The sequence below is a fragment of the Nonlabens sp. genome (assembly GCF_965660805.1).
Lineage (GTDB): Bacteria > Bacteroidota > Bacteroidia > Flavobacteriales > Flavobacteriaceae > Nonlabens.
Map to the genome: position 1 here is coordinate 62,727 of NZ_CBFIBE010000001.1, position 18,753 is coordinate 81,479.

The window sequence follows — 18,753 nt, forward strand, 5'->3', positions numbered from 1 at the left end:
GTTGATTCTCTATACTAAGTACAATTGATGAACAAAGACTTTGAGTCTATGAAGTGTTCCATTCATAGTTTTAAAGCAGTATGAAGTCTTCTCTTAAAAATAAGCCTTCAACTGCACACTTCCCGTGTGAATGGTTCTGGCCGTTTCACTATTGCGACCATTATATGAGATATTTAAGTCTAGGAAACTGGATATGTTTTTTTGAAACAACACATTCCATGTAAAATTAGTTCCTGGTTGCAATCCTTCCAGCATTTGAAAACCTACTGGAGAAAAAGCTTGTCCTTCAAAATCGTTTTTAACATAACGCATCTCACCATTAACCGCATATTTCTGTTCTTTATTGAACGAGAAACTAATTCCTAGATTTTGCTGATCCAGTAACGCGGCTTCATTCACTACATTTTCTTTGGTTTGTAATTCATAGAACAGATCTACTCTACTACTCTTACCAAATAAATAGGAGATTTGAGGCTTGAACAAGCTCTCATTAATCTTAAAATTACGGTTTGCAAAGTTCTCACTTTCACTGGCGTTAAAACCCGTTTGGGCATCCATAGTAATGAGCCAGTTTTCTTTAATTTTATGAATAAAACCTAGCTGGTGGCTTTCTATTTTACTGCTCAAACTGCCTATACTTTGTAAATTTTCAGTAGCACTACTTATGTAAGTATAGTTAGTAGTGTACCGCTGTTTTCCTCGATTATAAAATAAGCTATTTCTAAAGTTGAGATTCAATCCTAATTGATTATCACTACTATTAAAAGGGTTCAGGTTAAAGGTCGCTCCTTCTCGAGCCACCATGCGATCTATTAAATAACTCGTCTGGTTGTAAAAATGAGACAGTACTTTCCTGTATCCTTCTTTTTGTGCCCACGAGATAGGGTTTAATGTGAGTGTTTGAGCAAATTTATTTTGGTGTGTTGGGATAAAAATTTGATTAGGCAATAAGATACGCACATAACGACCTTGATCCTGAAATTGTGCTACTTCAAACTCATATAAATCTTGAATACCATCACCGTTATAATCTATCCAGGTAAACGTTCCCTGTCCAGGATTCACTTCTACATAAGTAAAATCCTGTCGTGGAATGGTAGAGCTATTAGTCTCATAAGTGGTATTCCACAGTACTTTTTTATCAAAGAATTTGCGTTGGTACTGCAATCTACTATTAAAAGAAACCTCATCTTGTGTGCCTTCAATTTCACTTTTTAAAACACGATAATTTGCATACACTCTTAAGTTACTCCATTCATCTTTAATAGGTTGAGATCTTACATAATAATTATTAGATCTATTCACACGTTCTAGATTACCTAATCTCAAACTATCATTTACACGATTTCTATAACCTATTTCTACAAAAACCGCCGTACTATCACCTATACCACCATAGACTTCATAACCCGCAAAACGTTGTGATAATGGAGTAAATTCACCAGTCTCAATGACATTTTGCTGGTTATCCTCTGTATCAAATCTTGCACCTATCCACTTGTTTTGAAAATGTTTCACCACATCCACATTGGCTCTATAGAATTGCGATTCTAGTGTGGTGGCGTTGCTGTTAAGTACGCTTCCGCGAAAGCGTGCTTGCCATCCAGCATCACGATACATACCACTCACATTGTGTCTATTACCATTATAACTATCTGAAAACTCTAAGTGCTCTAACTCATAAGTGGCGCGCAGTGTAGAGTCTTGCACATAATCCAATCCTATGGTAGAAAATAACTGATTACCACTCGTGACGTCTATATTCCAATCACGATTAAATTCAATATTATAAACACGTTCCACATTGCGAAAATTCTGGTCTATATAATCTGACTTCACACGGGCTCTCAATGTCGTTAAAGAGTCCTTTTTCCAAAGCTGCTGTTGTATAGCAAGTTTTACCGCTACTCCACGGTTATCATCATCATCTATACTTGAGAAACGGTTAAGATCGTTGCTGCTAGCGGCAATTTCTGTGTCAAGAATCGTAGTTTTAGAAGGTGCATAGCGGGCTTTGGCACCAGCGATGGTAATAATCTCTGGAGCAAAAAGTCTAATAACTGGTGCAAAATTTCCTTGTGACACACCTGCAATAGGTGCCACATACTCATAAATATTAGTAATAGCCTGGTCGTTTACTAAGATATAATCACCTTGATTCTCACCTACAAAAGAGAATCGCACATTGAATAAATCATAATTAGGGTCTTGCGAGAAGACAAAGCGTTCCACTCCAGCGATCGTTTCCTTACGATATAGAATTTTATTTTCAGAAAAAGCATCGGCAACAGCGCTGGGTGCGATGGCTAGATCTTCATTATCTCCAGCGGCGGCGAGAATAGCTACTTGATCTTCATTAAGGTTTTGCTGTAATGGTTGATTTTTGGCATCACTTTCTGTATAAATATAAGTTTCTACGGCCAGTTTATCGGTTTCATAACCACCTTTTCCATAGCCTACAAAACGAGTGAAGTTGCGCTCACTGTACTGATATTCTATGGAAATACGCATTTCACTAGTAATAGGGAACGTGGCGTTAAATCGTACTTCTCCAGCGTTATAATCAATCACATAGTCTGCGTTTTCTCCACGCGTGAGTGGTACACCGTTTACAAAAACACGCTCGCTACCAGATACTACAAGTATAAACAACTCGCCATTACGCCCAGTGAGTTTATAAGGTCCTTGATTTCCTTCCTGACCTGTGAACCTAGAAATATTAAAAATACCGCGTACCAATGCTCCAGCCGCTTGAACATAACCTTTAGAATCATCACCATTAAAGTTTACTTGCCCTGAGATTCCTTGAACACGTTTCGTAAAATTATTGAAATAAGAGTCTGTTTGAATGAGATCTACGTCACCAGCTCTTATGTTCCAATCGTCGCTGTAGAGCTCGATAAAAATCTGATCAAATTCATCCAGGCGTTGCGAGTAACCATTTTGAGTTTGTGGCACATTTGCATCTTGAATAGATGCCCGCAAAGAAACCTTATCTGACAGTGCTCCAGAGATTCTCAAATCCAGTTCTGAATCTACCACAGAATTCTGATTATTTCCTACTCGCAAACCACGGGTAATAGAACCTGTCGTGTTTAATCCATCAAATGGCACATAATTGCGTTTTATAGTAGACTGTCGCATAGCCACTACACGTTCTTGAGCGCTGTTGTTATCAAGTATTATTTTAGGATCGTACTGCTGGTAGGTTTTCTTTAAAAAATCGGGTAATGGTAAGAATTGAATATCTATAGAGTCTGTTTTTATTGCAGTAAATTTTTCAATATATATTATGGCATTTTCAAAGTCTACTTTATAAGCGGTAGAGTCCACCGGCATACCACGGCTGTCCACCATCTTAAAATACGACGGATTGATACTGATGCTATCCAGTTGAATACTATCGGTCGCCGCAAGACGTACTTTTTTCACATTAGTATATTCCTGCGCACTAGCAGCTGCCAGGACCAGTGTGAATAAAAATGCAAGTACGTGTTTCATTAAGTGTAAAACAGATTCTCTTCAAAAATATTTTAAATGTAAGAGGTAATAGTGTTTTATGATGGGAAATGTGAAGATTGGTGATTTCTTTGAACTTCAAACCTCACAGGTTTGGCTCATAATTTCTACTTGACACTAATAAATGAATAGGTTTTACTAAGAATCGAGCTCTTTTAATCGAAACCTGTGAGGTTTGGATTCTAGAAACGAATTTTTGAATTCAAAAAAACCTTAAGTGGAATTCTTGAGGTTTTTGAATATTATCTTTTAAATAATTATTTTTCTTTATACATATACCAATAATTCAATGATTCGTTATTGAAATACTGAAATCGTAAAAAAATTGTGTCATTTCGCTTTTTTAATACTCCATTTAAATCCGAAATTAGATTACCTGTTTTCAATTTAAAGCTAATTCCATTGTCGTAAATCTTATTAATCCCAAGTAATTGGTTTTTAGAAGTCTTTCCTGTTAATTCATTTTTAATGTTTATTTCAGGCATTAAATAATCAATTAATGCACCATCCTGTAACTTTATGTAATATTTATGATTCAAATTTAAATCACCATAAGTTACAGGTTTATTGTCATTTGGCTTTGATTGGAATTGATAAAGCCCATTCCATTGAATTTCATCATTTAAAGAATATTCTTCATAACTAGCATCGGGTTCTCTCAAATCTATATTACATGAATAAATCATGCAACAAATAAATAATAATAGAGATTTTAAGGGTATGTTTCTGTCCATTTGAAATTTTGTTTAATATTGCCGCCCATATTTATTCCACTACCTCTAGGTTTATTAGGTATAACAGCATCATGTTGTGAATTACTATCTGGTCCATCTTTTCTTAACCTAGTACCACTTTCCCAACCTGTAGTATTTGAAAGTTCAAAAGTAATATCATAAGTACCGTCCATATTATTAGTAACAACTGCACTAACACTATAGCTACCTAAAAAGGCTGTTGCTATATTTAAGTTACTAATGCCATCGTAGAATTCATTTTGACCATAACTAAAAGTACTAGAAAAACTACTTTGTAGTGGTGGGGCAGGAATCTGGTTGTTTTGAATAGATTGTAATGCAAGTTGCCTGACAGCATTTACTGAACCTTGTTGACTATCAGGTATTTGGCTTACATCAAATGGCTCGCTTAAATCCTTTACGTTTTTATTAGGGTCATTAGTTCCATCTCCGCTTATGAGCGGCTTATCTATTCCATGAATATTTATTAATACAGCATCGTTATTGGGATTTAAATCTGAATTGTTAACCATGCCGTCATAATTACCTCCAAGCTCAAAAGTCCAAACTAATAATAAATCCATCCACTGCATTTGATCAACATTAGTGTTTGTTAATTGAAGCATGCTAATTCTGATAGGGTTTATTACAAAAGTATTAATGTCACTTGTTGCACTTGGATATAAATTTTGCAGTTTTGTCAATACAACATATAGTTTATGTGCAGCTTCTGCTGTTGAAGTTATACCTTCCGAAACTGCTTGTTGTAATTTTTGAATAATTTCAGTTGGATCAATTTCCGAAGTTGAACCTTCACCGTCGTAAACCTTTGCTAAATCGATAACAACTTTTGAAATTTCCTTATCAAGCTCAGAATCATCCTCAAAGTCCAAAGTTTCTAAAAGTATATCTTCAAGAAGACTATTGTTTGATAAATAGATTCTATCTTCTAAATTAAGGGAATTATATAATTTAGACTTTTCCTCAAAATCAACTGTAAAAATAGGCGATGAGATAACTCCAGCACAATCTCCATTAGATAATGAAAGGCATGGCTCAGTTTGTGTATCGTTATTATTTGGCTCAGTTGGGTCACCAGAATTATCACCATTACTAGGCGGTGTATCATTACCGCCATCTGGGAAACCACTTAGGCCACCGGGATAAGTGTTGTCTGGTGGAGGATTATTTCCACCATCAGAGTTACCTCCGCCACTACTGGATCCAACACATAGCTCCATAATCACTAGTAATGTTGCCTCCTGTGCTCTTCTCCAATCGTTTGATTCTAAATCACATGGCTCTCCAAATTCATGATTACCTACTGTACAATTCCTCCCAGGAATAATTTCTGTTGACCCCACACAATCGCCTGAACCAATATAATTTACATTCATTTTATATTGGAATCCTGAATTAACTGGGGTGTAGGTAACATATTGAAAGAGGTCTTGTGGGATGTTACCTTGTCTTATGTCATCTAAACTGATGTAATTCAAATCATAAGCTACTATAAAAGCTTGATAAGTAGAGTCTATTTGCTTTGAAAACACCATATTTTTTAAATGGGTAGTATCACTGGAATCAGTAATTTTAAAAGTATAACTTTCATAATCACCACTACTCACATGATTTACCTCGCTGTCTTCAATATAAAATCCATTGATAGAATCATAAAATGATTTTTGTGCTACTGAGATCCCTAGATTTTCTTTGGCATCTTTTAAAGCTTTGCGTAATGAACGGTTATTTTCTAACTGAGAACGGGTGAGTTTTTCCACTTGAAATTCGGGTCCTTCTTGAACGGTTTCTTGTGGAGCATCATCTTTCTGGCAGCTCGTAAATGTGAGCATAGCAATAGCTGCTATCGCAATGAGGCTTTTAGCCCATTGTGCGTTTGTGCGTTTGTGCGTTTAAACATAGTTTTTAAATGTAAGGTTTATTTCACAAATATACAAAAGTAGGTTCTATCTTGTTAAAAAATGCATAATTATTTCACTCTTCTTATTAACAAGAAGGAATTATACCAATTAGTGTTTATAGTGTCGCATATAATTCGTTTCTTTTTCGCCTATATTTCAAAATAAAATGAAACCGTAGCTTAGGCTATGCTTTAATTTTCTTTATCATCTAGTCAAAAAATAATTCAAATTAAGAATACGGCATTAGAAACATAAATTGGTATTGATTAAACAAAATCAAAAATTAGTGTTTAAAAGAGGTCGTAGTGCTTTAACAAAGAGTAGGCTTTGAAAATCAAAACCCTGTGAGGTTTGGATTCTAGAAACGATATTTTAAATGTAAGAGGTAATAGTGTTTTATGATGGGAAATGTTGAGTTGTTGATATAAGGAACGGTAACAAACACAAAGTAGCGATAGTAGATGAATGAACCCTTAAAATACCGCAAATCATTTCCTCATTATAACATTGCTTCCACTCTTAAAGATTGCCGCGTCGTTTCCTCCTCGCGATGACAGTTTATATCAACTCCTTCAACCGCTCCATAATCACGGCTGTATCAATCGTATCAATAATGTTCTCATAACCATCTACTAGTTCATTCCCAAAAATAGATGTAGGAACTAATGGATATTCATCGCGGTTAACGGTGAGGTGGCGTTCTACAGATTGTGCAAAAGGTGCAAAACCTGCATAAGGATGTGTATTTCCCCATAGGGTGATTACGGGAATACCATACATGGCTGCAAGATGACCATTACCACTATCCATCGCAATCATAGTGTCTAGATTTGAAATGATATTTAATTCTTGTTCAAAATCGAGTTTGCCAGCTAGCGAAATGATATTTTCTGATCCAGAGGCGATGTGTTCTAAATCACTGGTTTCCTTTTTTCCACCACCGAATAGTAATACTTGAACTCCAGATAAGGCAGCAATTTCTTGAGCTACTTCTGTCGCTTTTAATAGGCCTAACGCCTTAGTACGATGTGCAGCAAAAGGCGCAAAACCGATCCATTTTGAAGTGTTTTTACCTACTATTTCATAAATTTCTGTTGAAATAGGGCGCTTTTTAAAATAATCGCTCTTTTGTAAATTAATTTCAAACCCTAGATCGCGCAGTACATCTGCATAGCGCTCTGTGGTGTGTTTTAATGGTTTAAAAAAAGATGGGTTTTTTACTAATTGTTTTTTCTCACTGCGTCCTTTATCTATAGACGCCTGTGGGATTCCCACCATTAAAGCGCGTAGAGTTTTACTGCGCAGCACGTTATGGAAATCGGCAATCGCATCGGGTTTTAAGTTTCTAAGCTCTTTTGCAAGTCTCCATAATCCTGAAAACCCTTTGTGAGTGTCGTTTACTTGCGCTTCTACAAACTGGATGTTAGGTAGTTGTGATAAGATGGGTTTAAACCGCTTTCGCGAAAGCGTAATCACCTCAACCTCTGGATACTTTTTATAAAGTGCGAGTAACACAGGCACACACATGGCCACGTCACCCATGGCACTGAGCCTGATAACGAGTATGCGTTGTGGTAAATTCATGATTATTTACGGGCTCTCAATACTGGATTGAGCTCATCATCATTATACATTTTCATTTGCTTGTACACTTTCATGTACTTACTACCACTGGCAACATCATCGAGTAACTGATCTAGCGCAGTAGATAAGTCGATGCGCTGCTCTAAAAGTATGTCTAGTTTCTTTTGACAAGCATTAATGTGATCCTGAGAAGCATCGGTACGAGTAGCTTCTTCATTCATGTGGTATATTTTTAATGCTAGAATAGATAATCGATCAATGGCCCATGCTGGACTTTCTGTATTAATAGTAGCGTTATCCTTAACAGTAACGTCTTTATATTTTTCTAAAAAATAGCTGTCCACATATTCCACCATATCTGTACGGTCTTGATTACTAGCGTCTATCTGTCTTTTTAGAGTAAGTGCTGCTACTGGATCAATGTTAGGGTCACGTATAATATCTTCATAATGCCACTGCACAGTATCAATCCAGCACTTGCGGTATAAAAGGTGCTCAATAAGGTTTGTATTACGATCATAAGGGTTTTCAAAAGGCTGTTCTACGGTATTTATCACATGATAAACATCGATTACCTTTTGAAAAATAGCATTGGCTTTATCTGAAAACATAGTTTGTTATTTATGATTACAAATATAAGTTTCTTAAATCAAACGCCGGAGTAGTATTAGTTTAAGAGTAGTCCCCAAACAAACAATAGAACGGGAAACCAAAGAAGTAATTCTACTACTATTTTATGCTTTACTGCGTGAGCAAATTGAGCCCATAATATACTAAGTGCAGGAATAAGAAATAAAAAACCGCCATGAATAAAGGATTCAAAATTTAATAGTGCTATAACAAGGCTACAAAGACCGCTAAACATGATGATGGTAAAACGTGGTCGTGTGCTTTGCGGTATGTTAACAACCTTTGAAATATAAACGAATAGCCCAATGATGGCTATTCCTAAAAGCATAAGCGGAATAAAAGTTTTTATTTCAAACACATGATGTTCCCATAAATAAGATGTAAAAAAAGAGCTTGATATTCTATGGAGTTGTTCATGTTCCCAAACATAATCATAAGTAAATAGTAAAATCCACACACAACTCATGGCTATAAATGGAGTGATCCAGTTTCTAAAATCATTGCGCGCATAAAGAAATATGGCTATAAATACCATCACATAAAAAACAGTACTCCAGGCATAAAAGATAGAAGCAATTGCAATCCAAAATGAAGCATCAAAAATCTTTTTAACAGGAACTAATCCTGATTTAAGGCTTAATAATCTACGCATGGCTAGTAGTGAAAAACTTAAAGCCACTAATAGTTCTACAGGAACTTTAAAAACTATGTAGAGTAAGGATATAAGGCTAGCCGTAAATAAGGCATAAGTGGACGATGGTGTAAGGTCATTTTTAGTAACAATAAATTGAAAAATAGCTAAGGCTGCAGGTAGCACCAGTAAGGGAATAAAGTCTTGCCATATCAAATGAGAACTCAAAACCAAAGAAATAATAATACTTAAAACAACGGTGATCAACACCGTGAGATAGTGAATAGGTTTAGAAGTACTAAAAAAAGTAGAAAGCATATAATTTTTTGACTATTTTTGCATCAGTAATAAGCAATTTACAGCAATGAAAGAATTTTTTGAAGGAATAGGTTACTTTTTTGAAGAGATATTAATGATGCCATTCTCTGCACTAGCAGAATTAGAGCGTGAGAGCTGGTGGCTTGCAAATACCGTATCGTGGTTGTGCATCCTTATACTCATAGTAGCTCTAGGATACTGGATCAAGCAGTTGCGCATCTTTGAAGCTAACGGTGAGGAAGATAAATCACAAACCGCACATTCTTTCCTAGGTAAAAATCAACAATAGATTTCGACTAACTTATAGGTCAAATCCTATATCAGTTCTATAATATATCCTATCAAAACTCAGTTTACTGATGTTTTCATAGGATTTTTTTAGTGCCTGTTTAAAATCATCGCCATAACTAGTAATAGCCATCACACGACCACCATTAGTAACTACTTTTCCGGCTGTTTCTTTAGTTCCAGCATGAAAAACAATGCTGTCATCCACCTGATCTAAGCCGTGAATTTCCATTCCTTTATCATAAGCTTCTGGATATCCACCAGCAACACACATGACTGTTGTCGCACTTCTAGGATCGATTTTGAATTGCTCTTTGTGTAATTCTGCTTTCGCGAAAGCGTGCAAATGAGACAACAAATCACTAGAAATACGCGGTAGTACCACCTCAGTTTCTGGATCGCCCATACGCACGTTGTACTCTATAACCAAAGGCTCATTATTCACGATCATCAATCCTATAAAGACAAAACCTTTATACTCTAATTGCTCTGATTGTAAACCGTTTATGGTAGGAATAACTACCTGTTGTTCAATTTTTTCCATCAAGGAGGCATCTGCAAATGGTACTGGAGAGACTGCTCCCATTCCGCCTGTGTTGAGACCTGTATCGCCTTCACCTATACGTTTGTAGTCTTTGGCAGTAGGCATGATTTTATAGGAATCTCCATCTGTCATCACAAAGACACTCATCTCTATTCCATCTAGGAATTCCTCAATAACCACTTTATTAGATGCGGCACCAAATTTCCCGCCTAGCAACATTTCTACTAGAGCTGCTTTGGCCTCATCAGCATTTTGAATAATTAGCACACCTTTCCCGCCAGCGAGTCCATCAGCTTTTAAAACATAAGGTGCTTTTAAAGAATCTATGAATTGTTTTCCATCACTAAGCGTTGCGGCAGTAAAGCTTTGATAAGCTGCCGTAGGAACCTGATTGCGTAGCATGAATTCTTTGGCAAATTCTTTAGAACCTTCCAGCATGGCGGCATTTTTAGATGGTCCTATCACGTTAATATGATTAAGTTGATCATCATTTTTAAAATAATCATAGATTCCAGCCACCAGCGGTGCTTCTGGACCTACAACTACCATAGTAATGTTATTTTCTAGGACAAAGTTTTTTATCGCCTCAAAATCTGTAACGCCTAGATCTAAATTAGTAGCTATTTGTGCTGTTCCAGCATTACCTGGAGCAACGTACAGATGTGATAATAAAGAGCTTTGAGATATGGAATGTGCAAAGGCGTGCTCACGGCCGCCGCTTCCTAGAATAAGAACGTTCATGGGATGTGTTTATAGATGCAAAAATAAGTTTTACCTTGCTCAATATTGCTTTAAATCTTAAAATGCCGCTACAACTTTTTGACAACATATTAAAATTACAAGGCTATGCCATAGATAATGCTAAAAAGCAATTTAAACAACTTTTAATAGCTACTGAAAAGTCTATAGAACAACGCAAGCAAGAAATCGTTGCTCATCACTTACAGCACAATGCTTTTTATCAAGGTCTTATAAGTGATCATAACGCAGCATGGGAACAATTACCAGTACTTACTAAGCGTGATTTACAGCAACCACTCGCGCAACGGTTAAGCAATGGTTATACCTTAAAATCAGTTTTTAAAGGAAAAACCAGTGGCTCCAGTGGTCATCCATTTACATTTGCCAAAGATAAAATGGCTCATGCTCTAGCTTGGGCAGCGTTTCATCACGCTTATAAGGAACATGATATAGACCTCAACAGCTCTTTACAAGCCCGTTTTTATGGAATTCCCTTAAGCGGTAAAGGAAAATATATAGAGTTATTGAAGGATTATGTGAGCAACCGCAAGCGATTTCCCATCTTTAATTTGAATGATGAGGTGCTGGAGCGTTATGTATCTCGCTTTGGTAAAAGCGCGTTTCATTACCTCAACGGATATACCAGTAGCATCGTGCTACTAGCAAAATACTGTCGTGAGCTCCAGCAACCGCTGCAAAGTATTTGTCCCAGTTTGAAATTATGCATTGTTACTAGTGAAATGCTTTTTCCAGATGATCGTGAGTTGCTTGAAAAATGGATAGGCGTTCCTGTGGTAAATGAATATGGCGCTAGCGAAGTAGGACTGATTGCTATGGAAAATCCACAAGGTGAATTCATCATTAATCAAGAAAATCTATTTGTAGAAGTAGTAGATAGTCACAATCAACCAGTTTCTGACGGAACTATAGGACGTATTCTAGTAACTGATCTTTACAATCTAGCGCATCCTATGATACGTTATGAGATAGGCGACTTAGGCAGCTTGAAGACACTAGAAGATGGAACTAGAGTTCTGGAAAACCTACAAGGGCGCACCAGTGATATCGCTCGATTGCCTAGTGGTAAAGTTGTTCCTGGACTGACTTTTTACTACGTGACTAAATCCATCATTAGTGAAGATCTAGACATTCTAGAATTTGTGGTGATACAGCGAGAAGCTGCCTTATTTGAGATTCAGTATGTAAGTACTAACGATATGAATGAGGTGCAAAAAACCAAAGTACAACAAGCGATGGATGAATATTTAGAACCTGGATTAACCATTATTTTTACAAGGCTGGAATCACTAGATCGCAGCAATCGTGGTAAGTTGAAGCAGTTTGTGAGCTTTGAGCTAAGGTTTTAGTTTTAGATATATTAAGCGACCATCTTCAACGTATTTTATTAAAACTTTTTACGCGGGTAAATTTTATGGTTTTTTACTCGTGTATGGTGAACGTAGGTAATGGTTACTTGTGTTATATGATGATGTACTTAAATAGTTAATACCAAATTGATTTAATAGTGATTATTACTTGCAAACCATTTTGCGCTTCACCACAAACTGCTCATAAAAAAACAAGAGCATGCTCCAGCAACTTTTTAATGTAGAGTAACCTAAGTGTTTTCTATACACGGCATAATTATACTTAATTAAATCCAGCTTATTAGAGGATATTCCATCGCCTAAGCGGTAACTGGCCAGTGGTTCTTGAATTCCTATGGCATATTTTGACTTTTTGAGAACGTCCAGCCACATGGCCCAATCCTGTCTTTTACGTAAAGCTGGAATGGTTATTTTACCTAATACAGAGGCGTCATAAACACCTGTAAGATTTCCTAGATAATTTGCCTTAAGCAATTTTCCATAGGTTAGTTTTTCAAAGACTTTATGAATAGCAACTGGCTGGTCTGGATCTTGATTAAACAACTCATAAGCTGCATAACAAACACTTGCGTTTTGTACTTTCATAGCTTCTATTTGCTTAGTAAGCTTATAGGGTTTCCACAGATCATCTGCATCTAGGAATGCGATGTAGGTTCCTGTAGCTTGTTCTACTCCTTTGTTTCGGCTTATTCCTGCACCAGCATTCTGTGCGTTTTTCAGGAGTTTAAATGATACTTGTGGTGTGGAATATTGATTTGAGTACGCTTTCGCAAAAGCGAGACCACCATCATCACTGCAATCATCTATTAATATAATTTCTAGAGGTCTGTGCGATTGTGCCACGACGCTATTTAAAGCATCACCTAAGGTGTGAATGCTGTTATAAAATGGAACGATAACAGAAACAAGGCTCATCTAATAAGCTTTTTCTTCACCCATAAATACGTTTGCAATGGTCTTAAAAATAATTTTTAAATCCATTACCGTACTCCAGTTTTCTATGTAAAAAATATCATTGCGCACGCGACCTATGATATCTTCTTCAGTCTCAACCTCACCACGATAACCACTTACTTGTGCAAGACCTGTTATACCTGGTTTCACAAAATGACGCACCATAAATTTATCGATACGCTCTGCATACATGTGTGTGTGACTTACCATATGTGGTCGCGGACCTACCACACTCATATCTCCTAGTAACACGTTAAAAAACTGCGGCAATTCATCGATACTGGTTTTGCGCAGGAACTTACCTATTTTAGTAATGCGATGATCTCCACGTGTAACTTGATGTAAATGTGCGGTCTTATTAGGCACCATAGAGCGGAATTTATAACAGGTAAATTCTTTATAATCTAATCCATTACGAGCTTGTTTAAAAAAAACAGAACCTTTAGATTCTAGCTTGATAATAATCGCAATTAAAGGTGTTAACCAGGATAAAACACCTATAATAACAAACATAGAAAACACGATATCAAAGGCTCGTTTTGCGACTTTATTTATAGGATCATCTAGTGGTATTTCACGTAGTGCGATAATAGGTGTGGTACCGTAATACTCGTAGTGTAATTGTTTAGACAGTACGGTGGTGGTGTCTGGAAGAAATTTTAATGTACGCAGGTTATTATCTGCAAAATCTGTGAGTTCTAGTAGTTGCTCATTAGATAATTCCTGTACAGAACAGAAAATCTCATCTATATTATTTTCTAGGACCCAATCTGTAAACTGGTTAAGGTTGAAGGATTTTTTTACGTCAAATAACTCTTGAGTTCTATAACCGTAGTCCGGTCTTTTTTCAAAAAAGTTTTTAAGTTGCTCTGTGTCTTTATTTGCTCCTAGAATAGCTACGTGTCTTAAGTTTCCACCGAGTACCTTGCGGTAGTTTTTAAGTAGAAAGAAGATAGAGACTTTAACGGTAGCGATAAGTCCCATTACGGCACCTATATATTTAAATGTATATAAAGAGTCTTTATTGAGCTCATAGTAATATCCAAAAAAGGCAAAAACGATAAAAGCAAAAAAAATGGATTGTTTTAAAAGACGTAATAGTAGGGTAGTAAAATTAGTATTGCGATGGATCTGGTAAAAACCAAACTGCATGGAAACGATAATCCAGCAAACTCCTATAAAAATTCCATAGGTTAACAAGTCAAAACTATCATCAAAAAAGTAAGAAGCACCAGCAATGATAAGCGACAAATCTGTAAGGTACAGAAATGGCCTTAATAGTCCTGAGTAGCGACCATCCCGATAGGAAATACTATCTTCTGATATGTTTTGCAAAGTCTTTGTGCTCACGTTTTTCTAAGTCTTCTTTAGAAAGTGTTTTAAAATATTCAAAGGTGATACGCATTCCTTCTTCACGAGAAACTTGTGGTTCCCAGTTTAGGATTTTCTTAGCTAGCGAGATATCTGGCTTGCGTTTTAATGGATCATCTTGAGGTAGGTCCTTATAAATAACCTTTTGTTCTGTGCCTGTGAGCTCTATAATCTCTTGTGCAAAATCACCAATAGTAATCTCATGAGGATTCCCTATGTTTACTGGATCGCTATAATCACTTAACAGCAATCTATAAATTCCTTCTACCTGATCATCTACATAACAGAAAGAACGTGTTTGTGTTCCATCTCCAAACACCGTAATATCTTCTCCACGCAGTGCCTGTCCCATAAACGCTGGGATGACACGACCGTCATTCAATCGCATTCTAGGACCATAGGTATTAAAAATACGTACGATACGTGTTTCTAAACCATGAAAACGATGGTATGCCATGGTCATGGACTCTTGAAATCGTTTTGCCTCATCATAAACTCCACGTGGTCCTATGGTATTTACATTACCGTAGTAATCTTCACTTTGCGGATGTACTAATGGATCTCCATAAATCTCACTGGTAGAAGCGATAAGAATACGTGCATTTTTAGTTTTGGCAAGGCCTAATAAATTATGAGTTCCTAGTGAACCTACTTTTAAGGTTTGAATAGGAATTTTTAAATAATCTATAGGACTAGCTGGGCTGGCAAAATGTAGGATGTAATCTAAATCACCAGCAACGTGCACATAATTACTCACGTCGTGATGATAGAATTCAAATTGCTCTAGCGGGAAAAGGTGTTCTATATTTTTAAGATCTCCTGTAATCAGGTTATCCATAGCCACAACGCTATAACCTTCTTTTATAAAACGATCGCATAGATGAGATCCTAAAAAGCCTGCTGCTCCAGTGATTAGTATTCTTTTGCTCATTTGAAAACTACTTATTTAAGTGGTAAATATAGGGAAAATGGGTGGTAGGAGAATTTCTAAGTTTCTAGTAATTCACTTAATGAGTTAAGCCATTTATTTAAAATCTCCTGTCTTGAAAAATGTTTTACTACATAATTGCGCGCGTCTATTCCTATCTTATCTCTTAAACCGCTGTCAGTACGCCATTTTTCTAATTGGCCGATGGCAGTTTGTACATCAGGTTTTGAAAAGTATAGACCTGCGTTTGCTTTTTGCATCACCGTTTTTACCTCGCTAGCTTCGTTTCCTAGAACTAATGAAGGTTTTTTACTTGCCATCATTCCTAATAATTTAGAAGGCATTACGGTGTCTAGTACTTCTGTTTTTTGAAATAGGAAATGTGCATCTGCACTGCATAATAAATCTGAAAGCTCTTCAAAAGGTACTGGATCGTAGAAGTAAATATTTTCTTGTTGTGCCTCAGCTTTTAACTGTTGATATCTAGCACCAGCACCTACGATGATGATGTCGTAATGTTGTGGTGGCAACGCTTTCGCAAAAGCGAGGAAATAATCCCAATCCTGCTTATCACCTACATTACCACTGTAAAGTAACTTGAATTTATCACTTTGTAAATAGGAATGTGATTGTGCGGTAGCTGGATTCACTTGGTTCTCATCAATCCAGTTAGGTAAATAATAATTAGGTTGACTGGTTTTTGATTCCAGCTTTGCGATCATGTTATGGCTAATGGTGCTTATGACATTTGCCTTGTTCAAAATGCGCTGTTCCAGACTAAAAAGGAATTTAAAAATGAACTTTTTACCACCGCTGGATACTCCAGATTGTAATGCTGCGTCAAATTCAAAATCCTGAATGTGAATCCAGTTTTTTGCTTTGTGACTTTTAGCATGATATCCTGCCAGCCATGCACTGGACGTAAACGGAATGATCGAGATCACTAGATCAGTGTGCTTAATTTTGCGCAAATTGAAAAAACTTCCTTTTGTAAAACTCAATATGTGAATGATGCGTTTTAAAAACGTAGGTATTTCTGGAACGTACTGTTTGTAGCGATACAATTTTGCATCTTTATGATCTTCTTGAAGATAATTAGGTTTGTTTTTATAGGCATCGTCAATTTTCCATTGTGGATAGTAGGGAAATGCAGTCACGACGTTCACATGAGCACCAGCATTAATGAGTGCTTCTACCATTTGGGTAGAATACAGTCCTATAGCTGTATCTTCTGGAGCATAGTTGAGGCCTATGAATGTGATTTGTTTGCCTTTTAAACTCATCTATCTTTTATCACTTGGGCAGGACTACCTAAACATATTTTTCCTGCGGGAAGGTCTTTAAAAACACTACTGCGTGCTCCTACTAAAGTGCCACGACCTATTGTAATACCTGGTGCAACATAAACATCTGTAGCGATCCAGCATTGATCTTCAATAGTGATTTTATGACCATAAATATCAAATTTTATTGCTTGTGGATCGTGTGTTCCAGTACAGATGTATGATTTTTGAGAAATCACTACGTGGTTACCTATTTCTATGGGACCTAGACTGTACAAAACCACATTATCTCCTAACCAGCTGTGATCACCTATGGATACTTTCCATGGGAATTGGGTTATTACCGTTGGCCTTATGATTACTTTCTTCCCTATTTGCGCTCCAAAGGAACGTAATAGAAACCTACGCCATCCGTACATAAATTGAGGCGACCAGGCAAAAAGGGTGCTTTGAACCAGCCACCATAACTGCACCTTTACTGCGCCACGACCACGGAAATTGGAAGGTAGTTTAAATTGGTCTAGTTGCTGGTAGGTTTTCAAGATTCTATAATTAAGTGTGCAAGGTAATTATTTCTAGACTTTATAAGAGTTGATAAAACCCTTAAGATTATAATCAAAAGTAATCTAGTGATATGATTCTATCTCTTTTTACAATATGTAAGGCTCTGAAATAGGTTTTGCCTTTAATATGTAGCATTCTACTTTAGAAAAAAGCTACTTAGCTCACCTATGTTTATATTACGATTGTGGTAGAAGTTAAGTTTCAACCCAGATGTTAGGATATATGTTTTATAAATAATGTTAGTTTTTATTTATTAAAAATATTCTCTAATCTCGAGGCAAAAACTGGAATCTTATATTTTTTTCTTGCTTCTTGAACGTTATGTAGTCCTATTTTTTTTATTGCATCCTTATGTTCCAATAGATATTTGATTTTTTCTACAATGCTAGATGAACTATTCTTTTCCACATAAAAACCATTTATCTTATCTGTAAATATGTCTGGAATTCCTGCGTGTGCAGTGGTTAAGATTAAATTACCAGCTGCCATGGATTCTAATATAGCAAAGGGTTGTGCTTCCATGGTATAAAAAGTAGGTAATATGAAAACGTTAGACCACGTCAAAAGATCTGTTTTCCCCACTACATCTACCGTTCCTAAATACTTTGTGTGATTTAATTGATTTAAAAGGGACAGAACTTGCTCTTTATTTTCTGGCGCTATATTACCTGCTATTCTAGCCTTATATGGAATATTTTCTTTTTCTAATTCAATCAGAGCGGTTAAAAGTTCAAAAATGCCTTTTTCTTTCATTAAATTACTGAGATATACTATCTTAATATCTTGATAATTTTTTCCTTCAACCTTCCCGTCACTTATAAATACCTCATCAAGTATGAAATTTTTTAAACTATAAATATTATGATTAGGTATGAAGGATGTAAAATTATCTTTTAATGAGTCTGAAGAAACGATTCCTTTATCTGTTCTAGACATTAAATAATAAAAGATTTTCTTTTTTATGCCACGTAAATGCTCTCGATAATTTTTGCCTAAGAAATTTCCATGGATATGGATTACTAATTGTTTTCTTGAAATCTTTGCCGCAAGAATATACAAGGCATATTTAAGAACCCCATAAAAAGTTTGACCTATGGTAATATAAATAATATCATTATTAAATACTTTTAAAAAATAAACTTGAAGCCTTAAATAAAAAAGCGCTTTATGAAGACTTAACTCTCCTATTTTTTCATCAAATTTTGAATAACTAGTATTTACTTTCTGAACTCTGTATGACGAATTTTTAACAAATTCATCATTTACAATTTGAGTACCTAAACTAACACCTGTTATAGGTAAGGGGAATGGCCCAACTACTAATAATTTTTTCAATTTTACTTTTTAAATAAAT

Annotated in this window: 15 protein-coding genes; 2 read left to right on the plus strand and 13 right to left on the minus strand. The window is 36.0% G+C overall.

What is annotated here, in order from left to right; all coding sequences use genetic code 11:
- Window positions 1–93: 93 nt before the first annotated feature.
- The 6 genes from ACTF48_RS00305 to ACTF48_RS00330 form a co-directional block, all read right to left on the minus strand.
- Window positions 94–3,501 carry a hypothetical protein gene (locus ACTF48_RS00305; protein ID WP_438961136.1) on the minus strand — a complete coding sequence of 1,136 codons (3,408 nt, stop codon included), beginning with the start codon at window positions 3,499–3,501 and terminating at the stop codon, window positions 94–96.
- A 275-nt stretch (window positions 3,502–3,776) separates the two neighbouring features.
- Window positions 3,777–4,253 (minus strand): hypothetical protein, encoded by a 477-nt coding sequence (locus ACTF48_RS00310; RefSeq protein ID WP_438961137.1) that lies wholly within the window; start codon window positions 4,251–4,253, stop codon window positions 3,777–3,779.
- On the minus strand, window positions 4,232–6,106 hold the full coding sequence (locus tag ACTF48_RS00315; RefSeq protein ID WP_438961138.1) for a hypothetical protein: 1,875 nt from the start codon (window positions 6,104–6,106) through the stop codon (window positions 4,232–4,234). Before ACTF48_RS00315 ends, ACTF48_RS00310 begins: the two co-directional genes overlap by 22 nt.
- Before the next feature lie 627 nt (window positions 6,107–6,733).
- Window positions 6,734–7,759, minus strand: coding sequence for a glycosyltransferase family 9 protein (locus tag ACTF48_RS00320; protein ID WP_438961139.1), 1,026 nt, complete (start codon window positions 7,757–7,759; stop codon window positions 6,734–6,736).
- Between the two features lie 2 nt (window positions 7,760–7,761).
- Window positions 7,762–8,370, minus strand: a complete 609-nt coding sequence (locus tag ACTF48_RS00325) for a DUF4254 domain-containing protein (protein ID WP_438961140.1) — start codon at window positions 8,368–8,370, stop codon at window positions 7,762–7,764.
- A gap of 56 nt (window positions 8,371–8,426) precedes the next feature.
- Window positions 8,427–9,338 (minus strand): hypothetical protein, encoded by a 912-nt coding sequence (locus ACTF48_RS00330; RefSeq protein ID WP_438961141.1) that lies wholly within the window; start codon window positions 9,336–9,338, stop codon window positions 8,427–8,429.
- 46 nt (window positions 9,339–9,384) lie between these two features.
- Here ACTF48_RS00330 and ACTF48_RS00335 point away from each other — a divergent pair, with 46 nt between their 5' ends.
- Window positions 9,385–9,627 carry a DUF6341 family protein gene (locus ACTF48_RS00335; protein ID WP_438961142.1) on the plus strand — a complete coding sequence of 81 codons (243 nt, stop codon included), beginning with the start codon at window positions 9,385–9,387 and terminating at the stop codon, window positions 9,625–9,627.
- Window positions 9,628–9,639: 12 nt separating this feature from the next.
- Here ACTF48_RS00335 and purD read toward each other — a convergent pair whose 3' ends face one another.
- Window positions 9,640–10,911, minus strand: a complete 1,272-nt coding sequence (gene purD / locus ACTF48_RS00340) for a phosphoribosylamine--glycine ligase (protein ID WP_438961143.1) — start codon at window positions 10,909–10,911, stop codon at window positions 9,640–9,642.
- Window positions 10,912–10,973: 62 nt separating this feature from the next.
- Here purD and ACTF48_RS00345 point away from each other — a divergent pair, with 62 nt between their 5' ends.
- Complete coding sequence (locus tag ACTF48_RS00345; RefSeq protein ID WP_438961144.1) at window positions 10,974–12,278, plus strand: phenylacetate--CoA ligase family protein; 1,305 nt, start codon at window positions 10,974–10,976, stop codon at window positions 12,276–12,278.
- A 165-nt stretch (window positions 12,279–12,443) separates the two neighbouring features.
- Here the strand turns inward: ACTF48_RS00345 and ACTF48_RS00350 are convergent, their stop codons facing one another.
- The 6 genes from ACTF48_RS00350 to ACTF48_RS00375 form a co-directional block, all read right to left on the minus strand.
- Window positions 12,444–13,214, minus strand: a complete 771-nt coding sequence (locus ACTF48_RS00350) for a glycosyltransferase family 2 protein (RefSeq protein WP_438961145.1) — start codon at window positions 13,212–13,214, stop codon at window positions 12,444–12,446.
- A complete protein-coding gene (locus tag ACTF48_RS00355; protein WP_438961146.1) occupies window positions 13,215–14,588 on the minus strand; it encodes an undecaprenyl-phosphate glucose phosphotransferase in 1,374 nt (457 codons plus the stop codon).
- Window positions 14,566–15,555, minus strand: a complete 990-nt coding sequence (locus ACTF48_RS00360) for a UDP-glucuronic acid decarboxylase family protein (protein WP_438961147.1) — start codon at window positions 15,553–15,555, stop codon at window positions 14,566–14,568. Before ACTF48_RS00360 ends, ACTF48_RS00355 begins: the two co-directional genes overlap by 23 nt.
- A 56-nt stretch (window positions 15,556–15,611) precedes the next feature.
- Window positions 15,612–16,835 (minus strand): WcaI family glycosyltransferase, encoded by a 1,224-nt coding sequence (locus ACTF48_RS00365; RefSeq protein ID WP_438961148.1) that lies wholly within the window; start codon window positions 16,833–16,835, stop codon window positions 15,612–15,614.
- Window positions 16,832–17,377 (minus strand): putative colanic acid biosynthesis acetyltransferase, encoded by a 546-nt coding sequence (locus ACTF48_RS00370; RefSeq protein ID WP_438961149.1) that lies wholly within the window; start codon window positions 17,375–17,377, stop codon window positions 16,832–16,834. The genes ACTF48_RS00365 and ACTF48_RS00370 overlap by 4 nt, the downstream gene beginning before the upstream one ends.
- A gap of 268 nt (window positions 17,378–17,645) precedes the next feature.
- Window positions 17,646–18,734 carry a glycosyltransferase family 4 protein gene (locus tag ACTF48_RS00375; RefSeq protein ID WP_438961150.1) on the minus strand — a complete coding sequence of 363 codons (1,089 nt, stop codon included), beginning with the start codon at window positions 18,732–18,734 and terminating at the stop codon, window positions 17,646–17,648.
- Between the last annotated feature and the right edge of the window lie 19 nt (window positions 18,735–18,753).